The organism is Enterobacter sp. HK-058-C-ECC, from assembly GCF_047531125.1.
GTDB lineage: Bacteria > Pseudomonadota > Gammaproteobacteria > Enterobacterales > Enterobacteriaceae > Enterobacter > Enterobacter quasiroggenkampii.
Genome location: NZ_JBLKCH010000020.1, coordinates 1 through 18,745, shown reverse-complemented (window position 1 = coordinate 18,745; position 18,745 = coordinate 1). Strand labels below are relative to the sequence as shown.

At 44.5% G+C, this 18,745-nt stretch carries 17 protein-coding genes; all 17 read left to right on the top strand.

Features of this window, described 5'->3' with window-relative positions:
- The first annotated feature begins 11 nt into the window (after positions 1-11).
- Positions 12-1,292: a colanic acid biosynthesis pyruvyl transferase WcaK gene (wcaK, locus tag ACMWJS_RS21840; protein ID WP_045908618.1), complete on the top strand. Its 1,281-nt coding sequence runs from the start codon at positions 12-14 to the stop codon at positions 1,290-1,292.
- Positions 1,289-2,509 (top strand): colanic acid biosynthesis glycosyltransferase WcaL, encoded by a 1,221-nt coding sequence (gene wcaL / locus ACMWJS_RS21835; protein ID WP_063622062.1) that lies wholly within the window; start codon positions 1,289-1,291, stop codon positions 2,507-2,509. The genes wcaK and wcaL overlap by 4 nt, the downstream gene beginning before the upstream one ends.
- Positions 2,510-2,521: 12 nt before the next feature.
- Positions 2,522-3,913, top strand: a complete 1,392-nt coding sequence (gene wcaM, locus ACMWJS_RS21830; RefSeq protein ID WP_262789736.1) for a colanic acid biosynthesis protein WcaM — start codon at positions 2,522-2,524, stop codon at positions 3,911-3,913.
- A 176-nt stretch (positions 3,914-4,089) separates the two neighbouring features.
- The gene (galF, locus tag ACMWJS_RS21825) at positions 4,090-4,983 is read left to right on the top strand and encodes a GalU regulator GalF (RefSeq protein WP_039266717.1); all 894 of its coding nucleotides are present in this window, start codon (positions 4,090-4,092) and stop codon (positions 4,981-4,983) included.
- A gap of 386 nt (positions 4,984-5,369) precedes the next feature.
- Complete coding sequence (rfbB, locus tag ACMWJS_RS21820) at positions 5,370-6,458, top strand: dTDP-glucose 4,6-dehydratase (RefSeq protein ID WP_229226119.1); 1,089 nt, start codon at positions 5,370-5,372, stop codon at positions 6,456-6,458.
- 14 nt (positions 6,459-6,472) lie between these two features.
- Positions 6,473-7,339 (top strand): glucose-1-phosphate thymidylyltransferase RfbA, encoded by an 867-nt coding sequence (rfbA, locus tag ACMWJS_RS21815; RefSeq protein ID WP_039266715.1) that lies wholly within the window; start codon positions 6,473-6,475, stop codon positions 7,337-7,339.
- A 230-nt stretch (positions 7,340-7,569) separates the two neighbouring features.
- Entirely contained in the window at positions 7,570-8,106 is a 537-nt protein-coding gene (rfbC, locus tag ACMWJS_RS21810) for a dTDP-4-dehydrorhamnose 3,5-epimerase (protein WP_039266714.1), read from the top strand.
- A complete protein-coding gene (rfbD, locus tag ACMWJS_RS21805) occupies positions 8,103-8,966 on the top strand; it encodes a dTDP-4-dehydrorhamnose reductase (protein ID WP_334755110.1) in 864 nt (287 codons plus the stop codon). The genes rfbC and rfbD overlap by 4 nt, the downstream gene beginning before the upstream one ends.
- Entirely contained in the window at positions 8,963-9,739 is a 777-nt protein-coding gene (locus ACMWJS_RS21800) for an ABC transporter permease (protein WP_045908613.1), read from the top strand. Before rfbD ends, ACMWJS_RS21800 begins: the two co-directional genes overlap by 4 nt.
- Before the next feature lie 2 nt (positions 9,740-9,741).
- Positions 9,742-10,476, top strand: a complete 735-nt coding sequence (locus tag ACMWJS_RS21795) for an ABC transporter ATP-binding protein (RefSeq protein ID WP_334755109.1) — start codon at positions 9,742-9,744, stop codon at positions 10,474-10,476.
- A gap of 13 nt (positions 10,477-10,489) precedes the next feature.
- Positions 10,490-12,406: a rhamnan synthesis F family protein gene (locus tag ACMWJS_RS21790; protein WP_047074845.1), complete on the top strand. Its 1,917-nt coding sequence runs from the start codon at positions 10,490-10,492 to the stop codon at positions 12,404-12,406.
- A 2-nt stretch (positions 12,407-12,408) separates the two neighbouring features.
- Positions 12,409-13,263 carry an NAD-dependent epimerase/dehydratase family protein gene (locus tag ACMWJS_RS21785; RefSeq protein ID WP_045908610.1) on the top strand — a complete coding sequence of 285 codons (855 nt, stop codon included), beginning with the start codon at positions 12,409-12,411 and terminating at the stop codon, positions 13,261-13,263.
- Entirely contained in the window at positions 13,247-14,155 is a 909-nt protein-coding gene (locus tag ACMWJS_RS21780; protein WP_262808477.1) for a glycosyltransferase family 2 protein, read from the top strand. Before ACMWJS_RS21785 ends, ACMWJS_RS21780 begins: the two co-directional genes overlap by 17 nt.
- Positions 14,152-14,925, top strand: a complete 774-nt coding sequence (locus ACMWJS_RS21775) for a glycosyltransferase (RefSeq protein WP_248221887.1) — start codon at positions 14,152-14,154, stop codon at positions 14,923-14,925. The genes ACMWJS_RS21780 and ACMWJS_RS21775 overlap by 4 nt, the downstream gene beginning before the upstream one ends.
- Positions 14,926-15,165: 240 nt before the next feature.
- Entirely contained in the window at positions 15,166-16,572 is a 1,407-nt protein-coding gene (gndA, locus tag ACMWJS_RS21770; protein ID WP_039266706.1) for an NADP-dependent phosphogluconate dehydrogenase, read from the top strand.
- 230 nt (positions 16,573-16,802) lie between these two features.
- Positions 16,803-17,969: a UDP-glucose 6-dehydrogenase gene (gene ugd, locus ACMWJS_RS21765; protein WP_045908606.1), complete on the top strand. Its 1,167-nt coding sequence runs from the start codon at positions 16,803-16,805 to the stop codon at positions 17,967-17,969.
- Between the two features lie 185 nt (positions 17,970-18,154).
- Positions 18,155-18,745: acyltransferase family protein (locus tag ACMWJS_RS21760; RefSeq protein ID WP_414747564.1), on the top strand; the 591-nt coding region annotated here is incomplete at its 3' end.

Below are 18,745 nucleotides of genomic sequence, written 5' to 3'. Positions count from 1 at the left end.
AAGAGGCCATTATGAAATTATTAATTCTTGGCAACCATACCTGCGGCAACCGTGGCGACAGCGCCATCCTGCGCGGTTTACTGGATGCGATTAACACCCTTAAGCCTGAGACCGAAGTGGACGTGATGAGCCGTTATCCGGTCAGCTCATCCTGGTTACTGAACCGCCCGGTGATGGGCGACCCGCTTTACAGCCAGATGAAACAGCACAACAACGCCGCGGGCGTGATGGGCCGCGTGAAAAAAGTGCTGCGTCGTCGCTACCAGCATCAGGTGCTGCTTTCCCGGGTGACCGATACCGGCAAGCTGCGCAACATCGCCATCGCGCAGGGCTTCACTGACTTTGTTCGTCTGCTGTCCGGCTATGACGCCATTATCCAGGTCGGCGGTTCATTCTTCGTCGATCTCTACGGCGTGCCGCAGTTTGAGCATGCGCTCTGCACGTTCATGGCGAAAAAGCCGCTATTTATGATTGGCCACAGCGTGGGGCCTTTCCAGGATCCGCAGTTTAACCAGCTCGCAAACTATGTCTTCGGCCACTGCGACGCGCTGATCCTGCGCGAGTCGGTCAGCCTTGAGATGATGAAGCGCAGCGAGATTGACACGTCAAAAGTTGAGCACGGCGTGGATACCGCCTGGCTGGTGGATCACCAGGACGACAGCTTCCAGCCGAGCTATGCGGTGCAGCACTGGCTCGACGTGGCGGCGAAACAGAAAACCGTCGCGATCACCCTGCGCGAGCTGGCGCCCTTCGATAAACGTTTAGGCACGACGCAGGCGGCGTATGAGCAAGCGTTCGCCGACGTGGTGAACCGCGTGCTGGACAGCGGGTACCAGGTACTGGCGCTGTCCACCTGTACCGGCATCGACAGCTACAACAAAGATGACCGCATGGTGGCGCTGAACCTGCGCAACCTGGTCAATGACCCGTCACGTTATCACGTGGTGATGGATGAACTGAACGACCTGGAGATGGGCAAGCTGCTCTCCGCCTGCGATCTGACGGTGGGCACCCGTCTGCACTCGGCCATTATCTCCATGAACTTTGGCACGCCAGCCATTGCCATTAACTATGAGCACAAGTCCGCCGGGATTATGCAGCAGCTCGGTATGCCGGAAATGGCGGTGGATATTCGTCATCTGCTGGACGGATCGCTCGGCGCCATGGTGGGGGACACGCTTGGCCAACTGCCTGCTATCAATGAACGTCTGGCGGTGGCGGTGAAAGCCGAGCGCGAGAAGGGCATTGGGATGGTGAAATCGGTACTCGATCGCGTACGGGAGGGGAAATGAAGGTTGGTTTCTTCTTACTGAAATTTCCACTGTCGTCCGAAACGTTTGTTCTGAACCAAATCACCGCGTTTATCGATATGGGATATGACGTGGAGATTATCGCCCTGCAAAAGGGCGATACCCAAAATACCCATGCGGCGTATACCCAGTATGGGCTGGAGGCAAAAACCCGCTGGCTGCAGGATGAGCCGTCCGGGAAGCTGAGTAAGTTGCGCCACCGCGCCAGCCAGACCTTACGTGGGATCCATCGCGCGTCGACGTGGCGGGCGCTGAATGTCTCCCGCTATGGATCAGAATCACGCAATCTGATCCTGTCGGCCATCTGCGGGCAAACGGCGCAGCCGTATCGTGCCGACGTGTTTATCGCCCACTTTGGCCCGGCAGGCGTCACCGCCGCGAAGCTGCGCGAACTGGGCGTAATTGACGGTAAAATTGCGACCATTTTCCACGGTATCGACATCTCCAGCCGCGAAGTGCTGAACCACTACACGCCGGAATACCAGCAGCTTTTCCGGCGTGGCGACATGATGCTGCCGATCAGCGAACTGTGGGCCGGACGCCTGAAAAACATGGGCTGCCCGGGAGAGAAAATTGCCGTTTCGCGCATGGGCGTGGATTTAACGCGCTTTACCCGCCGTCCGGTGAAGGTGCCGGGCAAACCGCTGCAGATCATCTCCGTCGCGCGCCTGACCGAGAAGAAAGGGCTGCATGTGGCGATTGAAGCCTGCCGCCAGCTGAAAGCGCGTGGGGTGGATTTCCACTACCGCATTCTCGGGATTGGGCCGTGGGAGCGTCGTCTGCGCACGCTTATCGAACAGTATCAGCTGGAAGATGTCGTAGAGATGCCGGGCTTCAAGCCGAGCCACGAGGTCAAGGCCATGCTTGATGAGGCAGATGTATTTCTGCTGCCTTCCGTAACGGGGGCCGATGGCGATATGGAAGGCATTCCGGTGGCGCTGATGGAGGCAATGGCCGTGGGTATACCCGTGGTCTCGACCCTGCACAGCGGGATCCCGGAGCTCATTAAGTCTGACCATTCCGGCTGGCTGGTGCCGGAGAATAACGCCATGGCGCTCGCCGATCGGTTAGCTGCTTTCAGCGACATCGACCAGCAGGCGCTGGAGCCTGTGCTGCACAATGCCCGACAAAAAGTTGAAGCCGATTTTAACCAGCAGGTGATTAACCGTCAGTTAGCCAGCCTGCTGCAAACGTTGTAACGCCGAGGATGTATGCTGAAAAAGATTACCCGACGCACCTTTGTCTCGTCTCTGTCCGTTCTGGCGGCTACGCCGCTGCTGTCGTCCCGCATTGCGCGGGCGGCGAGCGGAAGAACGGTCTCTGTTAAACAGTACAATAACAACGACTGGATCGCGGCCTTTAAGCAGGCGTTTAATGACGGGGACACGGTCGTTGTCCCTGCCGGGCTGACCTGTGAAAACATCAACACGGGTATTTTCATTCCCGACGGTAAAACGCTGCTAATCCGCGGGGCGTTAACCGGCAATGGCCGCGGCCGCTTTGTTCTGCAGGAAGGCAGCAAAGTGATAGGGGAAGGCGAGGGGCGGACAGAGAATATCACTCTCGATGTACGTGGCTCCGACTGCGTAATTAAAGGGCTGGCCATGAGCGGTTTTGGCCCTGTAACGCAGATCTACATCGGCGGTAAGAAACCCAGCGTGATGCGCAATTTGCTGATTGATAACATCAGCGTGAGTCAGGCCAACTACGCTATCTTGCGCCAGGGTTTCCACAACCAGGTGGACGGCGCTCGCATCACCAACAGCAAATTTAGCCATCTGCAGGGCGATGCGATCGAGTGGAACGTCGCTATCAACGATCGCAATATCCTGATTTCTGACCATGTCATCGATAACATCAACTGCACCAACGGCAAGATCAACTGGGGCATCGGCATTGGCCTTGCCGGCAGCACCTACGACAACGACTACCCGGAAAAGCAAACCGTTAAGAACTTCGTGGTGGCCAACATCACCGGCAGCAACTGTCGCCAGCTGGTGCACGTGGAAAACGGAAAACACTTTATTATCCGCAATATTAAGGCCAAAAATATCACCCCAGACTTCAGTAAAAAGGCGGGAATAGACAACGCCACGGTGGCGATTTATGGCTGTGATAATTTCATTATTGATAATGTCGACATGGTCAACAGCGCGGGAATGTTAATCGGCTATGGGGTCATAAAAGGCGATTATTTGTCCATCCCGCAGAACTTCAAGCTCAATAATATTCATCTCGATAACCGCCAGCTCGCCTATAAATTGCGCGGAATACAGATTTCATCCGGTAATGCGACGTCGTTTGTGGCGATTACCAATGTGGAAATGCAGCGTGCAACGCTGGAACTGCACAACAAGCCGCAGCATCTTTTCTTACGCAATATCAATGTCATGCAGGAAGCTGCCGTGGGGCCCGCCCTGAAGATTAACTTCGACCTGCGCAAGGATGTGCGAGGAAAATTCATGGCGAAAGACGAGACGCTGTTGTCGCTGGCGAACATAAAAGCCGTTAATGAGAAGGGGCAAAGCTCGGTGGATATTGACCGGGTCGACCAGCAGGTGGTGAATGTGGAAAGGCTGAACTTTGCGCTTCCGCACAGATAATCGACAATAATCTGTTTTGAGACTATTCCTGGCATAAAAGCGCGATCGAATCAGATTACAACTACAGAAATATGTGATGCTAAGGCGTAACATTGCTTCAGGGTTACGGCAAATCATGCTGGCGAAAACAGGTTTAAGAGCTATAATTCGTCAACCATTTTAAGGTGGAAGAAATAATGATTAATTTGAAAGCAGTCATTCCGGTAGCAGGCCTGGGCATGCATATGCTGCCAGCCACAAAAGCCATTCCTAAAGAGATGCTGCCGATCGTCGATAAGCCAATGATTCAGTACATTGTCGACGAGATTGTTGCTGCAGGGATCAAAGAAATCGTCCTGGTTACGCACTCGTCCAAGAATGCGGTAGAAAACCACTTTGACACCTCTTACGAACTCGAAGCGTTGCTGGAGCAGCGCGTTAAGCGTCAGCTGCTGGCGGAAGTGCAGTCTATTTGTCCGCCGGGCGTGACCATCATGAACGTGCGTCAGGCGCAGCCGCTGGGTCTGGGACACTCTATTCTTTGTGCCCGTCCGGTTGTGGGTGACAACCCCTTCATCGTTGTGCTGCCGGATATCATTATTGATAACGCGTCTGCCGATCCGCTGCGCTATAACCTGGCGGCAATGGTGGCACGTTTCAACGAAACGGGCCGTAGCCAGGTGCTGGCGAAGCGCATGAAAGGCGATCTCTCCGAGTACTCCGTAATTCAGACCAAAGAAGCGCTGGAGACGGAAGGGCAGGTTAGCCGCATCGTTGAGTTCATCGAAAAACCGGATCAGCCGCAGACGCTGGATTCTGACCTGATGGCGGTGGGCCGTTATGTTCTGAACGCCGATATCTGGGCCGAGCTGGAAAAAACCGAGCCAGGCGCCTGGGACCGTATTCAGCTCACCGACGCGATTGCTGAGCTGGCGAAGAAGCAGTCTGTCGATGCGATGCTGATGACCGGTGAGAGCTATGACTGCGGTAAGAAGATGGGCTATATGCAGGCGTTCGTGAACTATGGACTGCGCAACCTGAAGGAAGGGGCGAAGTTCCGCAAGAGAATTGAGAAACTTCTGGAACAGTAAGTCAAATCCTTAACAAATGAATCGGGTAGCAACGAGTACGAGGAGGCTGTTCCAGCTTCTGTAATTACTCTTGCTACCTTTTTTATTGTAATAGAATCAATGTCTAAGGCACTTTTTGCTGAGTGTAGACATGATGGTTTAGTCTGAGATTTTCCCTTGTCTTCAAACCTATTTAAGTGGAGAATATCAGATTAGCATTCTGTGCCTATTTGATAACAACAGGCACTGGTTCTCATTGCATAGTAGCTAACATTTTTATTGTTTTCAGTGCACTGGTAGCTGGAGAGCCAGGGGCGGTAGCGTGTTTTAAATTTGGCGCGTTGCAAGGTAACCACTCAAAAATAATGTTCGCGATTTAACATGGCGATGCAATACGGAATAGTCTCGTGAAAATACTTGTTACTGGTGGTGCAGGTTTTATTGGATCTGCAGTAGTTCGTCATATTATTAATAACACTCAGGATTCTGTCGTTAACGTAGATAAATTAACCTACGCGGGGAACCTGGAATCTCTGTCAGAAATCGAAAATGATCCCCGTTATGCCTTTGAGCGGGCTGACATCTGTGACGGCAGTGCTATGTCGCGCATTTTCGCTGAGCATCAGCCTGATGTTGTAATGCATCTTGCCGCCGAGAGCCATGTAGACCGTTCAATCACAGGCCCTGCAGCCTTTATCGAAACCAACATTATCGGTACCTATGTATTGCTGGAGGCTTCGCGTCAGTATTGGTCTCAACTGGACGACGGACGCAAATCGGCGTTTCGTTTCCATCACATCTCCACCGATGAAGTGTATGGCGACTTGCCGCATCCTGATGAAGTACCTGCCGGTAGCGATCTTCCGCTGTTCACCGAGACCACGCCATATTCGCCAAGTAGTCCTTACTCCTCTTCTAAAGCATCCAGCGATCATTTAGTGCGCGCGTGGCGTCGTACCTACGGTCTTCCGACGCTGGTGACGAACTGTTCGAATAACTACGGTCCATACCACTTCCCGGAAAAACTGATTCCGCTTATTATCCTGAACGCTCTGGCAGGTAAACCGCTTCCTGTGTACGGCAACGGTGAGCAGATTCGCGACTGGCTGTTTGTGGAAGATCATGCACGCGCGTTATACAAAGTGGTAACTGAAGGTACTGTGGGCGAAACCTACAATATCGGTGGTCACAATGAGCGTAAAAATATTGAAGTCGTGAAGACAATTTGCACCATTCTGGATGAAATTATTGCCGATAAGCCTGCAGGCATTACTCACTTCGCCGATCTTATTACCTATGTAACCGACCGTCCGGGACACGACCTGCGCTACGCCATTGATGCCAGCAAAATTAAAAACGATCTGGGATGGGTGCCTCAGGAAACCTTCGAGTCAGGTATCCGTAAAACGGTTGAGTGGTATTTGAGCAACGAAAGCTGGTGGAAGCGGGTAATGGATGGCTCCTATGCGGGCGAACGTCTGGGACTGGCGGAATAATAAAGGAAAATATGATGAAAGGTATTGTACTTGCTGGTGGTTCCGGAACCCGTCTCTATCCGATTACGCAAGGTGTATCTAAACAGTTGCTTCCTGTTTATGATAAGCCAATGATTTTCTACCCAATTTCTGTACTGATGCTGGCAGGTATCCGTGAGATTTTGGTCATTACTACCCCGGAAGATATGCCTTCGTTCAAACGCCTGTTAGGCGATGGCTCGCAATTTGGGATTAGTTTATCTTACGCGGTTCAGCCATCCCCGGATGGCCTGGCGCAGGCATTTATTATTGGTGAAGAGTTTATCAATAATGAACCTTGTGCACTGGTGCTGGGTGATAATATTTACTTTGGTCAGAGCTTTGGTAAAAAACTGGAAGCGGCTTCACAAATGACCAGCGGAGCAATGGTCTTTGGTTATCAGGTGCAGGATCCTGAGCGGTTTGGCGTGGTTGAATTCGATGAGAACTACAAAGCGCTGTCCATCGAAGAGAAACCGTTAAAACCAAAATCAAACTGGGCGGTGACCGGTCTCTATTTCTACGATAAGCATGTAGTCGAAATGGCCAAACAGGTTAAACCTTCCGCCCGTGGTGAACTTGAAATTACGACCCTTAACCAGATGTATCTCGAGCAGGGGAAATTGCAGGTTGAATTGCTGGGGCGTGGTTTTGCATGGCTGGATACGGGTACTCACGACAGCCTGGTCGAGGCTTCCCAATTTATTCATACCATTGAAAAACGTCAGGGGATGAAAGTGGCTTGCCTTGAGGAAATTTCATATCGTAATGGATGGATGAGCAAGGACCAGGTTGAGGAACAAGCTAAAAAGCTTGCTAAAACTGAATATGGCCGTTATCTCAAAGTATTAATTAGCGAATAAATAATATTTGCCTCCCTGCTGTTAAAGTTATCGTTTAATTTACACAGGGAGATATATTGTTTGGCATTTTCGATATGTTTTATCAATATATATATTGATATTAGAATTGAAAGAAATACATATGAAACCTGCCAAAATTGAATTCACTAAGGAAAGAAAACATCTGCAGGGATTGTGTATAAACGCAACAATCAAGTGTTATAAATAATTTCTTATGAAGGGGCAGTTTCGTGAAAGTCATTGATACAATTATACACGACGTGAAAATTATTGAGCCAAGAGTTTTTGGGGATGAACGTGGTTTTTTCCTGGAAACCTTTGAGAAGAAGCGTTATCAAGAAATGCTCAATATAGATCTCGACTTCGTGCAGGATAACCATTCGCGTTCAACTAAAGATGTCCTTCGTGGTCTACATTTTCAAAAAAATAATCCACAGGGTAAATTAGTTCGTGTTGTAAGTGGTGCAGTATTTGATGTTGCTGTTGATATTCGCCCGGATTCAAAAACTTATGGCCGATGGGTTGGTGTTGAGCTCTCAGCCGAGAATAAAAATCAACTTTGGATCCCACCTGGACTCGCGCATGGTTTTTGCGTTCTCACGGATACCGCCGACTTTGAATATAAGTGTACTGATTATTATTATCCGGAACATGAAGGATGCTTGCTTTGGAATGATGAAGAGGTCGGTATTGAATGGCCCGTGACCAATCCAAAACTTTCTGAAAAGGATAAAAAAGGTCTTACTTTGGCGAATCTTTATAAATGAGAGTACTGCTAACCGGAGCTCAAGGTCAGTTAGGACAAAGTCTTAGCAGACGTATCCCGCAAGACTGGATTTTACTAGCGGCAGATAAAATATTCCTCGATATTGCTAACGAACGCAATGTTTATGATGTCATTTCTGATTTTAAGCCTGATGTCGTAATAAATACTGCTGCTTTCACTTCCGTTGATGATGCTGAAACTAATGTTGATTTTTCTGAAAACGTGAATAATTTAGGCGCTAAATATGTCGCTCAGGCATCATCAAAATATGGTGCTAAACTTATCCATGTTTCCACAGATTATGTTTTCGATGGTAACAGCAGTGAACCGTATACCGAGAAAGACACCGTAAAATCACTTAACGTTTACGGCAGTACAAAACACAAGGGGGAACTGGAGGTTCTTAAAAATCATGCTGGTGCTATTATAATAAGAACATCTTGGGTATATAGTGAATATGGAAAGAATTTTTTAAAAACCATATTTAATTTGGTTGAGAAAAATAAAGATATTAAAGTTGTATACGATCAGGTTGGCGCGCCTACATATGCGCCGGATATTGCAAATTTGATTATTGATATAATCAAAGAAGGAACACTCCAACCTGGTCTCTATCATTACAGCGGTGATACTGTAATGAGCTGGTATGATTTTGCCAATAAAATCGCTGCAGCTATAACATTTTCACAATCTAAAGTTGAACCAATTAGTACTGCAGAATATAAAGCCATCGCCAGGAGACCCAAATTTAGTGTTTTAAATTGCGATAAAATAGAAAAGTTTGGTTACAAACGTTCCTGTTTTTCACAAGGCTTTGAACAAAGTGTTCGTGCTCTAATTGATGAAAGTAAAAAATTATGAATTCGTTTATTAATGAGATAGTTGAGTATCGACAAGTTTTAAGACAACTAATTCATCAACAGATTACTATGAGGTACAGAAGAACTTTCTTTGGTTTTCTCTGGACCTTACTGAATCCATTACTAAATATGGCGATTATCGCAGTGGTATTTTCGCTGGTAATGAAGTTTCAGGTTAATGAATACGCTATATTTTTATTTGCCGCGATGATACCCTGGTCAGTTTTTTCTAACTCTCTTAACCAGGGGGGGGGAGCATTACTGGCGAATGAATCTTTGTTTAAAAAAATATATCTACCAAAACAATTGTTTGTAATATCCGTAGTTATCTCAACATTGGTGGATTCACTGCTTAGCACTGCTTGCTTGTTTATTATAGCTTTGATACTGGGTGCTAAAATATCGTCTGCTCTATTTTTCCTGCCCGTTGCATTTCTGCTTTTGGTCATGTTTTCCCTTGGTGTCACGTTTATACTTTCAATTGTGACTGTTTATTATAGGGACGTACAATATCTTATTGGGGTTGTATTACAAGCATTATATTTTGCCACACCAATCATTTATCCGATAACTGCTATACCAGAAAAGTTCCATGTGATATTTACATGGAATCCACTTGTATATTATATTGACCTCTTCCGTTCGCCAATTTATTCAGGAACCTTACCTGAAACTCAATCGCTAATAATATGCTCTGTTTGTTCGTTGCTGAGTATTATCTTCGGTATCATCTATTTTAGACGCAATGACGCAAAAGTTATATTTAGGTTGTAAATATGAATTCTGAAATAGTTCTTAAAAATGTTGGATTGCAGTTTGCACTGCATCATAATAAAAATTCAAGTTTAAAAGAGTTGTTCGCTGATTTATTCTCCAGAACTCATCAGAAAAAAAATGATACCTTTTTAGCTCTAAATAATATTAATTTGCATATTAACCACGGTGATAGGTTAGGCATTATTGGACACAATGGAGCAGGTAAGAGCTCTTTATTGAAAATTTTGTGCAAAATTTATACGCCAACGAGTGGTACGATTGATATAAAAGGTAAAGTAGCACCACTACTTGAGATAGGTGCAGGTTTTAATCCGGAGTTGAGTGGTAGAGAAAATATTTACCTCAATGGAACGATTCTTGGTTATAATTTAAAAAGATTGAAAGAAATTGAGCCAGACATCATTAATTTCTCTGAGCTTGAACAATTTATTGACACGCCGGTAAAATATTATTCGACTGGTATGTATATGAAGCTGGCGTTCTCAATCGCTACCGCTACTCAGCCTGATATTCTAATTCTTGATGAACTTTTCGCTGGCGGTGATGCCGATTTTATCAAAAAAGCACAGGCAAGAATGAAAGCGATGATAGAAGATTCCAATATTATGGTGTTTGTTTCTCACCAAATGGATCTTTTGCTTGAACTTTGCAATCGAGTTATTTGGGTTGACCATGGCAATATCATTGCTGATGGCAAACCTGATGAAATTATTAATCAATATTTGAAAAAATGAGTGGTAATGTTTAATGCGCAGGATTGCCTTTTATCTTTTTTATGACGAATTTGGTGAAGTTGATGATTATATCCCAACCAAGCTGACTGCATTAAAGGAATTTGTCGAAGATATTGTTGTTGTTTCTAATTCGAAAATGACCGTCGCAGGAAGGGCAAAGCTTGAAAAGATTGGGGCTACTGTTTTCTGCCGAGAAAATGTGGGCTTCGATGTTTGGGGTTATAAAGAAGGAATGGAAACTATTGGCTATGATGAATTAGCCAGTAAATACGATGAGGTTATTTTACTCAATTACACCTTCTTTGCCCCGATTTTCCCTTTTTCCGAACTTTTCAATGAAATGGATAGCAGGGCGTGTGATTTCTGGGGGATTAGCGAACATAACGAAATGGTTCCAAATCCGTTTACAGGAACTGGAGTCTTGCCTCGTCATATACAATCTCATTTCATTGCAATTCGCAAGAAAATGTTAAACTCCATTGAGTTTAAAAAATATTGGCAAGATATGCCAATGATTAATAGTTATACTGATTCTGTTTTAAGTCATGAATCACGCTTTACGTCTCATTTCCAGGCAATGGGCTTCACATCATCTGTTTATATAAGCAATGATAACTACCCATCAGATTACCCAACATTCATTGACGTTAAGCGAACTATTGAAAATAGATGTCCAATTCTTAAACGTCGTTTATTTTTCCATGATCCAATGTGGCTTGACATTAACTGTGTAGATCTACGCGGAGCTGTGGAGACCATCGAGAAGACAAGTGATTACGATATTGGTCTTATCAATCAAAATATTAATCGCACAGTAAAACCACGCATTCTTTACACAAATCTGGAACAGTTAAGGATCTTGCCTGATAATTATCCTTCTCCAGAGTATAACAACGTAGAGAATCCGGAACCAAAAATTGCTGTTCTTGCTCATGTATTTTATTCAGATATGTGGGAAGAAATTTATTCTTATATAAAAAATATTCCTTATAAATATGATTTGTATATTTCAACCTCAAGCGAAAAAGATGCATCCATACTAAGAGAAAAAACGAAAGATATCGGGCAGTATGTTGAGGTTCGCGTCGTTGAGGAAAACAGAGGACGTGATATGTCCTCATTATTTATCACATTTAAGGACATTGGTACCAGTGATAAATATGATTATATCTGTCGCTTACACTCGAAAAAATCCCCGCAGAATGGATTTGCACGTGCTGATTCGTTTAAAAAACATCTCTATGAGAACCTTCTCGGGTCACCAGAATATATTACCAACGTTATTGGTTTGATGAACAAGCGTAATGATATAGGAATAATTTGTCCACCGCTTGTTCACATCGGTTTCCCTACAATGGGCCATGCCTGGTTTGCAAACTATTGGCCAACAAGTGAATTATGTAAGAAGCTTGGCGTTGTTGTTCCATTGGATGATGACACTCCTGTTGCAGTATATGGGACGATGTTCTGGTTCAGGCCCGCTGCTTTACGTCCTTTATTTGAGCATAATTGGAAATGGACAGATTTTAATGCTGAGCCAGCGCATGTCGATGGTAGTTTATCGCATGTTCTTGAGCGCATTATTAGTTATGTAGCAAAAAATGAAGGATTTAGTGTTTATAGTGTAATGACACCAACTCAAGCAGAAAAGAATTATGCTAAGTTAGAATTTAAGCATCAGAAAATTATGTCTGCCCTGCCTAATGGTGACGTTTACTGGCAATATTCAAGCTTGCTTAGGTTGTTTACCGAAACTAAATCGGGTAAACCGGATTTCCTTGCTGTATTAAGCGGATGTTCAAGACTGCTGTTTAGTTCGTTTAGACGTACGGTTTGGGATAAATATCCTCGTGTGGCTAAAACGCTATATGGACCATATCGTTTAACGAAAAAAGCCTATAAACTTGTAAAATTTAAGAAGAACAACTGATTATGAAAATTGCTGTTACTGGTGCTGGTGGTTACATTGGTAAACATGTCGTGAAAGCATTGACTTCAATGCATCACGATGTTGTCGCAATAACATATCCCGGTTCAAGAAATACGATTACATCGGAAGTTCTTGAAATGGATATTTTAGATGCGAGTGATGATAAAATCATTGAAGTTTTCTCTGACTTTGATGCTGTGCTTCATCTAGCCTGGAGTGCTGGTTTTAACCATCACGACCAGGGTCATATCGCTAATGTTATGAACCACTATCGATTTTTAAAAGCCTTGATTAGCGCAGGTGTACAAAATATTTCAGTGGCCGGAACCATGCATGAAATAGGTTATCATGTTGGGGAGATTACTGAAAAGACGGCTTGTAATCCTAGTAACCCTTATGGGATCGCGAAAAATTTCTTACGCCAGATCTGCACTTATGAAATGGAAAAGGCCGGAATTTCATTAAAATGGCTGCGTATGTATTACATAACTGGTGATGACAGAAACAGTAATTCAATTTTCTCAAAAATAATGGCTGCAGAAGATGCCGGTAAAGAAACTTTCCCACTTAACAGTGGAGAAATGCTGTATGATTTTATCGACGTTGAATGCCTTGCAAAACAAATCGCGACAGCGACTATCCAGACAGAGGTTGCTGGAGTGATTAACTGCAGTAGCGGCAAACCGAAAAGTTTACGTACAGCAGTAGAAGAGTTTATAGAACAGCATAGACTCAAAATTAAACCAGTTTATAATGTATTCCCAGCTCGTGCCTATGACTCTCCAGCTATCTGGGGTAATAGTAATAAAATTGAGCAAATCATGGCAAATGGTTGCACTGATGACAAGCAGGGATAATTCTCAGCCACACAAGGTTATAGCAATTGTTGTAACCTTTAATCCTGTAACAACCAATCTATCGTCACTTGTCTCTCAGTTAGAGACACAATCCTATCGAACTATTATCGTCGACAATGGTAGTGACAATATTGAGGATATTTCCAGGCTTCAGACTTCCTGCTCTAACGTTGAGCTTTTGTCCCTTTCTGATAATATCGGTATTGCCGCTGCTCAAAACAAAGGTATCCGCCATGGTCTTACTCTTGGCGGAGATTTTACATTATTCTTTGATCAAGACAGCAGTATAGCTGAAGATTTTGTCAGCAAAATGGTCGAAGATTTTGTATCTCTTAAGCAGAGTTACAATATTGCTGCTCTTGGACCAACACTGCAGGATAGCCGCTATAAAAAAATATATCCTGTAATTAGAATGTCCAGGCATGGCTTACGTACTAAAATCATTCCCGATATAACATCATCTAAACCTGTTGAAGTGTCATGCATTATTGCCTCAGGATGTCTTGTCGATAATAAGGTTTTATTGTTAGACAACCTTATGGACGATTCCCTTTTCATTGATTATGTTGATACTGAATGGTGTTTAAGAGTTATTAGCCGTGGTTTTAAAATCTTTATTACTCCAAATGTCATTATGCAGCATGAAATAGGTGATGCTCATATTGAAATGTTGGGGTTTGTTATTCCTGTTCACTCTGCATGGCGCCGTTATTATCGAGTCAGGAATGGTGTTTTTATGTTAAAAATGCCTCACATTCCAAAGCTATTAGCTATTCGGGAAATTGTTTTTTCTTTTGTGCATCAAATGATTTTACTTTATAAAAGTAAAAACATTGAATACCTGAAGGTATATTTCCGTGCAATGTCAGATGCAGTCAGAAAATTATTATGATACACATAATAGTAGTAAGTCATTTTCATGATGATTATATCAAGTCATTAATTAATAAAATTAATGATTCTCAGTTTGATGCGAGCTCTCTATTTAGAATATACATAAAAGATAATGTAAATAGCCTTGGATTGCGAGAGTTTTGCGCGAGCGAAAAGATTTGTTATATTCCATCTCTTGAGCGTTCGGGGTTTTCACGCAATAACAATCATGCTGTTGCAAAGATAATTGAAGATTATTGCGTTAATGTTCAGGAAGATTATTTCTTATTTCTCAATCCAGACGTATTGGTCGATGCTGACACGCTTAAACAATTAAGTGGAATACTTGCATGCCATAAATATGATCTCTTTACAGCTGATCTCTACAAAGATCAGAATTTGACTGTACGAGATCCCTCAGTCAGACATTTTCCCAAATTAGTTAACTTCTTTACTTCGTATTTTCTGGGTTATAATAAAAGTATAATAGATCGCTCTGATATTAACACTCATCAGGTTGTTGACTGGTGCGCCGGTTCTTTTTTAGGGATGAAATGCTCGGTTTTTAATCAAATCAATGGTTTCGATGAGCAATTTTTTATGTACTGTGAAGATATCGACATTTGTATCAGAGCAAAAAATGCAGGTTATAAATTAGTCTATCTTCCTGAATTAAAAGTAGTACATTTTAGTCAAAATGATAATAGAACATTGTTTAGCAAACATTTTCTATGGCATCTGAAAAGCGTTATGTACATGTTTCGTAAACATGTTTTAAAAGTTTGCTGAAATTAAAGGCGATCGGAGAACGTGTAAATTGCAATTACTTCAGATGGTAATTCAGTATGCCTCGCTGCGTAACATTTTTTGGTCTGAAATGTTTTCCGAAATGTGCACTTAAGGTTAAACAGATGGGACAAGAAGTTTACATGGCTACTGTTCATCGCAATAAATTTTAAGTTAACATGTTTACACTTTGTATCGCCGGGAAGAATCCGCTGGCGTATCCACACCTGACAGGAGTACGTAATGTCCAAACAACAAATCGGTGTTGTCGGTATGGCTGTTATGGGGCGCAATCTGGCGCTCAACATCGAAAGCCGTGGCTATACCGTTTCCGTTTTCAACCGTTCCCGTGATAAGACCGAAGAAGTGATTGCCGAGAACCCAGGCAAGAAACTGGTTCCTTTCTATACGGTGAAAGAGTTCGTTGAGTCTCTGGAAACACCTCGTCGTATCCTGTTAATGGTGAAAGCAGGTGCAGGTACCGATGCTGCTATCGACTCCCTGAAGCCTTACCTCGAAAAAGGCGACATCATCATTGATGGCGGTAACACCTTCTTCCAGGACACCATCCGTCGTAATCGTGAACTTTCTGCTGAAGGCTTCAACTTCATCGGCACCGGTGTTTCCGGTGGTGAAGAGGGCGCGCTGAAAGGCCCATCTATCATGCCTGGCGGCCAGAAAGATGCATACGAACTGGTTGCACCTATCCTGACCAAAATCGCAGCCGTGGCTGAAGATGGTGAGCCTTGCGTAACCTATATCGGTGCGGACGGTGCAGGTCACTATGTGAAAATGGTGCACAACGGCATCGAATACGGCGATATGCAGCTGATTGCGGAAGCATACTCTCTGCTGAAAGGCGGCCTGAACCTCACCAATGAAGAGCTGGCGGAAACCTTCACCGAGTGGAACAAAGGCGAGCTGAACAGCTACCTGATTGACATCACCAAAGATATCTTCACGAAAAAAGATGAAGAGGGTAAATACCTGGTTGATGTGATTCTGGATGAAGCAGCGAACAAAGGCACCGGTAAATGGACCAGCCAGAGCTCTCTGGATCTGGGTGAACCACTGTCTCTGATCACCGAATCTGTTTTCGCGCGTTACATCTCTTCCCTGAAAGAGCAGCGCGTGGCGGCATCTAAAGTGCTGTCTGGCCCGCAGGCTAAACCAGCGGGTGATAAAGCGGAGTTCGTTGAGAAAGTGCGTCGTGCACTGTACCTGGGGAAAATCGTTTCTTACGCGCAAGGCTTCTCTCAGCTGCGTGCGGCATCAGACGAGAACAACTGGGATCTGAACTATGGTGAGATCGCGAAGATTTTCCGCGCGGGCTGCATCATTCGTGCGCAGTTCCTGCAGAAAATCACCGATGCCTATGCTGAAAACGCCGGTATCGCCAACCTGCTGCTGGCACCGTACTTTAAGAAAATTGCGGACGAATACCAGCAGGCGCTGCGTGACGTGGTTGCCTACGCTGTGCAGAACGGTATCCCGGTTCCGACCTTCTCTGCTGCAGTAGCCTACTACGATAGCTATCGTGCTGCGGTACTGCCGGCTAACCTGATTCAGGCACAGCGTGACTACTTCGGCGCACATACTTACAAGCGTACTGATAAAGAAGGTGTGTTCCACACGGAATGGCTGGATTAATCTGATTTAACCTCAGGTTGTATGCAAACCCGGAGATATTCTCCGGGTTTTTTTACATCAAAATAATCACCAAATGTTCGAAGTAGTCTGAATGTTGTCACGAGACGGGCTAATCCTCTGGCTTCGCCTTGACAGTCCCACAAGGCAGGAGGTAAAAAGCCCAACAGTCATTGGTTATCATGATGGTCCTCGGGTCATCTTAACAGTTCACTTACAGAAGTTACTCGCAAATGAAAATAACTATTTCCGGTACAGGGTATGTAGGTCTCTCCAACGGTATTCTTATTGCTCAGAATCACGAAGTGGTCGCGCTAGATATCGTTCAGGCCAAAGTGGATATGCTCAATAAGAAGCAGTCCCCGATTGTAGATAAAGAGATTGAAGAGTATCTGGCAACGAAGCCGTTAAACTTCCGCGCTACGACTGACAAGCGTGATGCTTACGTGGGGGCAGAATATGTGATTATCGCCACCCCTACAGATTACGATCCCAAAACCAACTATTTTAATACCTCAAGCGTTGAGTCGGTCATCCGTGATGTCATTGAGTTCAATCCAGATGCGGTCATGATCATTAAATCCACCATTCCGGTTGGTTTTACCCAGTCGGTTAAAGAGAAGTACGGTATCGATAACGTTATTTTCTCGCCAGAATTCTTGCGTGAAGGTCGCGCGCTTTACGATAACCTGCATCCATCACGAATCGTGATTGGCGAACGCTCTGAGCGTGCAGAGCGCTTTGCGGCACTGTTGCAGGAGGGCGCGACGAAGAAAGATATTCCGACGCTCTTTACCGACTCAACAGAAGCGGAAGCCATCAAGCTCTTTGCCAACACCTATCTGGCAATGCGTGTTGCTTACTTCAATGAACTGGACAGCTATGCTGAGAGCCTTGGACTTAACAGTCGTCAGATCATCGAAGGTGTTTGCCTCGATCCACGAATTGGTAACCATTATAACAATCCCTCTTTTGGCTACGGCGGTTACTGTCTGCCTAAAGATACTAAGCAGCTATTGGCAAACTATCACTCCGTTCCAAACAATATTATCTCGGCGATTGTGGACGCCAACCGCACACGTAAAGATTTCGTGGCGGACTCCATTCTTTCCCGTCAGCCTAAAGTGGTGGGCGTCTATCGTCTGATTATGAAAAGTGGATCCGACAACTTCCGCGCTTCATCCATTCAGGGGATCATGAAGCGTATCAAGGCCAAGGGTGTACAGGTCATTATTTATGAACCTGTCATGCAGGAGGACGAGTTCTTCCATTCGCGCGTTGTGCGGGATCTAAATGCATTCAAGCAAGAAGCCGATGTAATCATTTCTAACCGCATGGCTGAAGAACTGGCGGATGTTGCAGATAAAGTCTACACGCGCGATTTATTTGGTAGTGACTGATTGAACATTCTGGCACCCCAACCTATGGTGGTGCCAGTTTGAGCTGTCTATTTATAATTATGCGCATCGTTCCTACCTAAGTGATTTCTCATATCGAATGTCCATTGAATTGCTGATATTTATTCAATAGTATTACATTCGCTATCTATATTTCTGTTTTTGAAATGACCACTGGAATATGATAAATGAACAATAATAATGTAACAACTTCAAATATGCGTCTATTTGCGCCAGATTTCATAAGAGTGATATCATTTTTTATGATCGTATTGTTCCATTATAATGTGGAAATATATTACAACTACCCCGGTTTTTTAAAGCTCGGTGAATTGTCCTATTTCGGTCAGACAATGGGTGATGTTGGCATTTCTATGTTTATCATTATTTCCGGGTTGTCTTTGGTTATCAGCACCAAAGACAATAATGACTATGTTCTTTTTCTGAAAAAAAGAGTGCTTGCAATATTCCCATCGTTTTGGATAAGTTATTTAATTGTTGCTGCACTTATGCTAATTATCAAAGGCAGTTTTGTTGGAGATGGGCATTATTGGAAATTTATTCTCTCAATAATTGGTCTTGATGGCTTTTTTCTTTATCGGATGCAGAACTATTATCTGGTGGGGGAATGGTATACAGGTTATATGATTATCACATATCTATTCTTTCCTGTGCTGTATGAAGCTCTCAAGAAAATGCCAGTAATTGCATGGGGAGTCGTGTCAGCTATATTTTTTGCTGTTGGACTTAACTATCAAAAACTGTTCTCTGTTTATATT

Excerpts from the sequence above, each read along its gene's own strand:
- galF (WP_039266717.1), top strand. The coding sequence starts at position 4,090 with ATGATTAATTTGAAAGCAGTCATTCCGGTAGCAGGCCTGGGCATGCAT.
- rfbA (WP_039266715.1), top strand. The coding sequence starts at position 6,473 with ATGAAAGGTATTGTACTTGCTGGTGGTTCCGGAACCCGTCTCTATCCG.
- ACMWJS_RS21795 (WP_334755109.1), top strand. The coding sequence starts at position 9,742 with ATGAATTCTGAAATAGTTCTTAAAAATGTTGGATTGCAGTTTGCACTG.
- ACMWJS_RS21780 (WP_262808477.1), top strand. The coding sequence starts at position 13,247 with ATGACAAGCAGGGATAATTCTCAGCCACACAAGGTTATAGCAATTGTT.
- wcaK (WP_045908618.1), top strand. The coding sequence starts at position 12 with ATGAAATTATTAATTCTTGGCAACCATACCTGCGGCAACCGTGGCGAC.
- ACMWJS_RS21775 (WP_248221887.1), top strand. The coding sequence starts at position 14,152 with ATGATACACATAATAGTAGTAAGTCATTTTCATGATGATTATATCAAG.
- wcaM (WP_262789736.1), top strand. The coding sequence starts at position 2,522 with ATGCTGAAAAAGATTACCCGACGCACCTTTGTCTCGTCTCTGTCCGTT.
- ACMWJS_RS21800 (WP_045908613.1), top strand. The coding sequence starts at position 8,963 with ATGAATTCGTTTATTAATGAGATAGTTGAGTATCGACAAGTTTTAAGA.
- rfbD (WP_334755110.1), top strand. The coding sequence starts at position 8,103 with ATGAGAGTACTGCTAACCGGAGCTCAAGGTCAGTTAGGACAAAGTCTT.
- gndA (WP_039266706.1), top strand. The coding sequence starts at position 15,166 with ATGTCCAAACAACAAATCGGTGTTGTCGGTATGGCTGTTATGGGGCGC.
- wcaL (WP_063622062.1), top strand. The coding sequence starts at position 1,289 with ATGAAGGTTGGTTTCTTCTTACTGAAATTTCCACTGTCGTCCGAAACG.
- ACMWJS_RS21785 (WP_045908610.1), top strand. The coding sequence starts at position 12,409 with ATGAAAATTGCTGTTACTGGTGCTGGTGGTTACATTGGTAAACATGTC.
- ugd (WP_045908606.1), top strand. The coding sequence starts at position 16,803 with ATGAAAATAACTATTTCCGGTACAGGGTATGTAGGTCTCTCCAACGGT.
- ACMWJS_RS21790 (WP_047074845.1), top strand. The coding sequence starts at position 10,490 with ATGCGCAGGATTGCCTTTTATCTTTTTTATGACGAATTTGGTGAAGTT.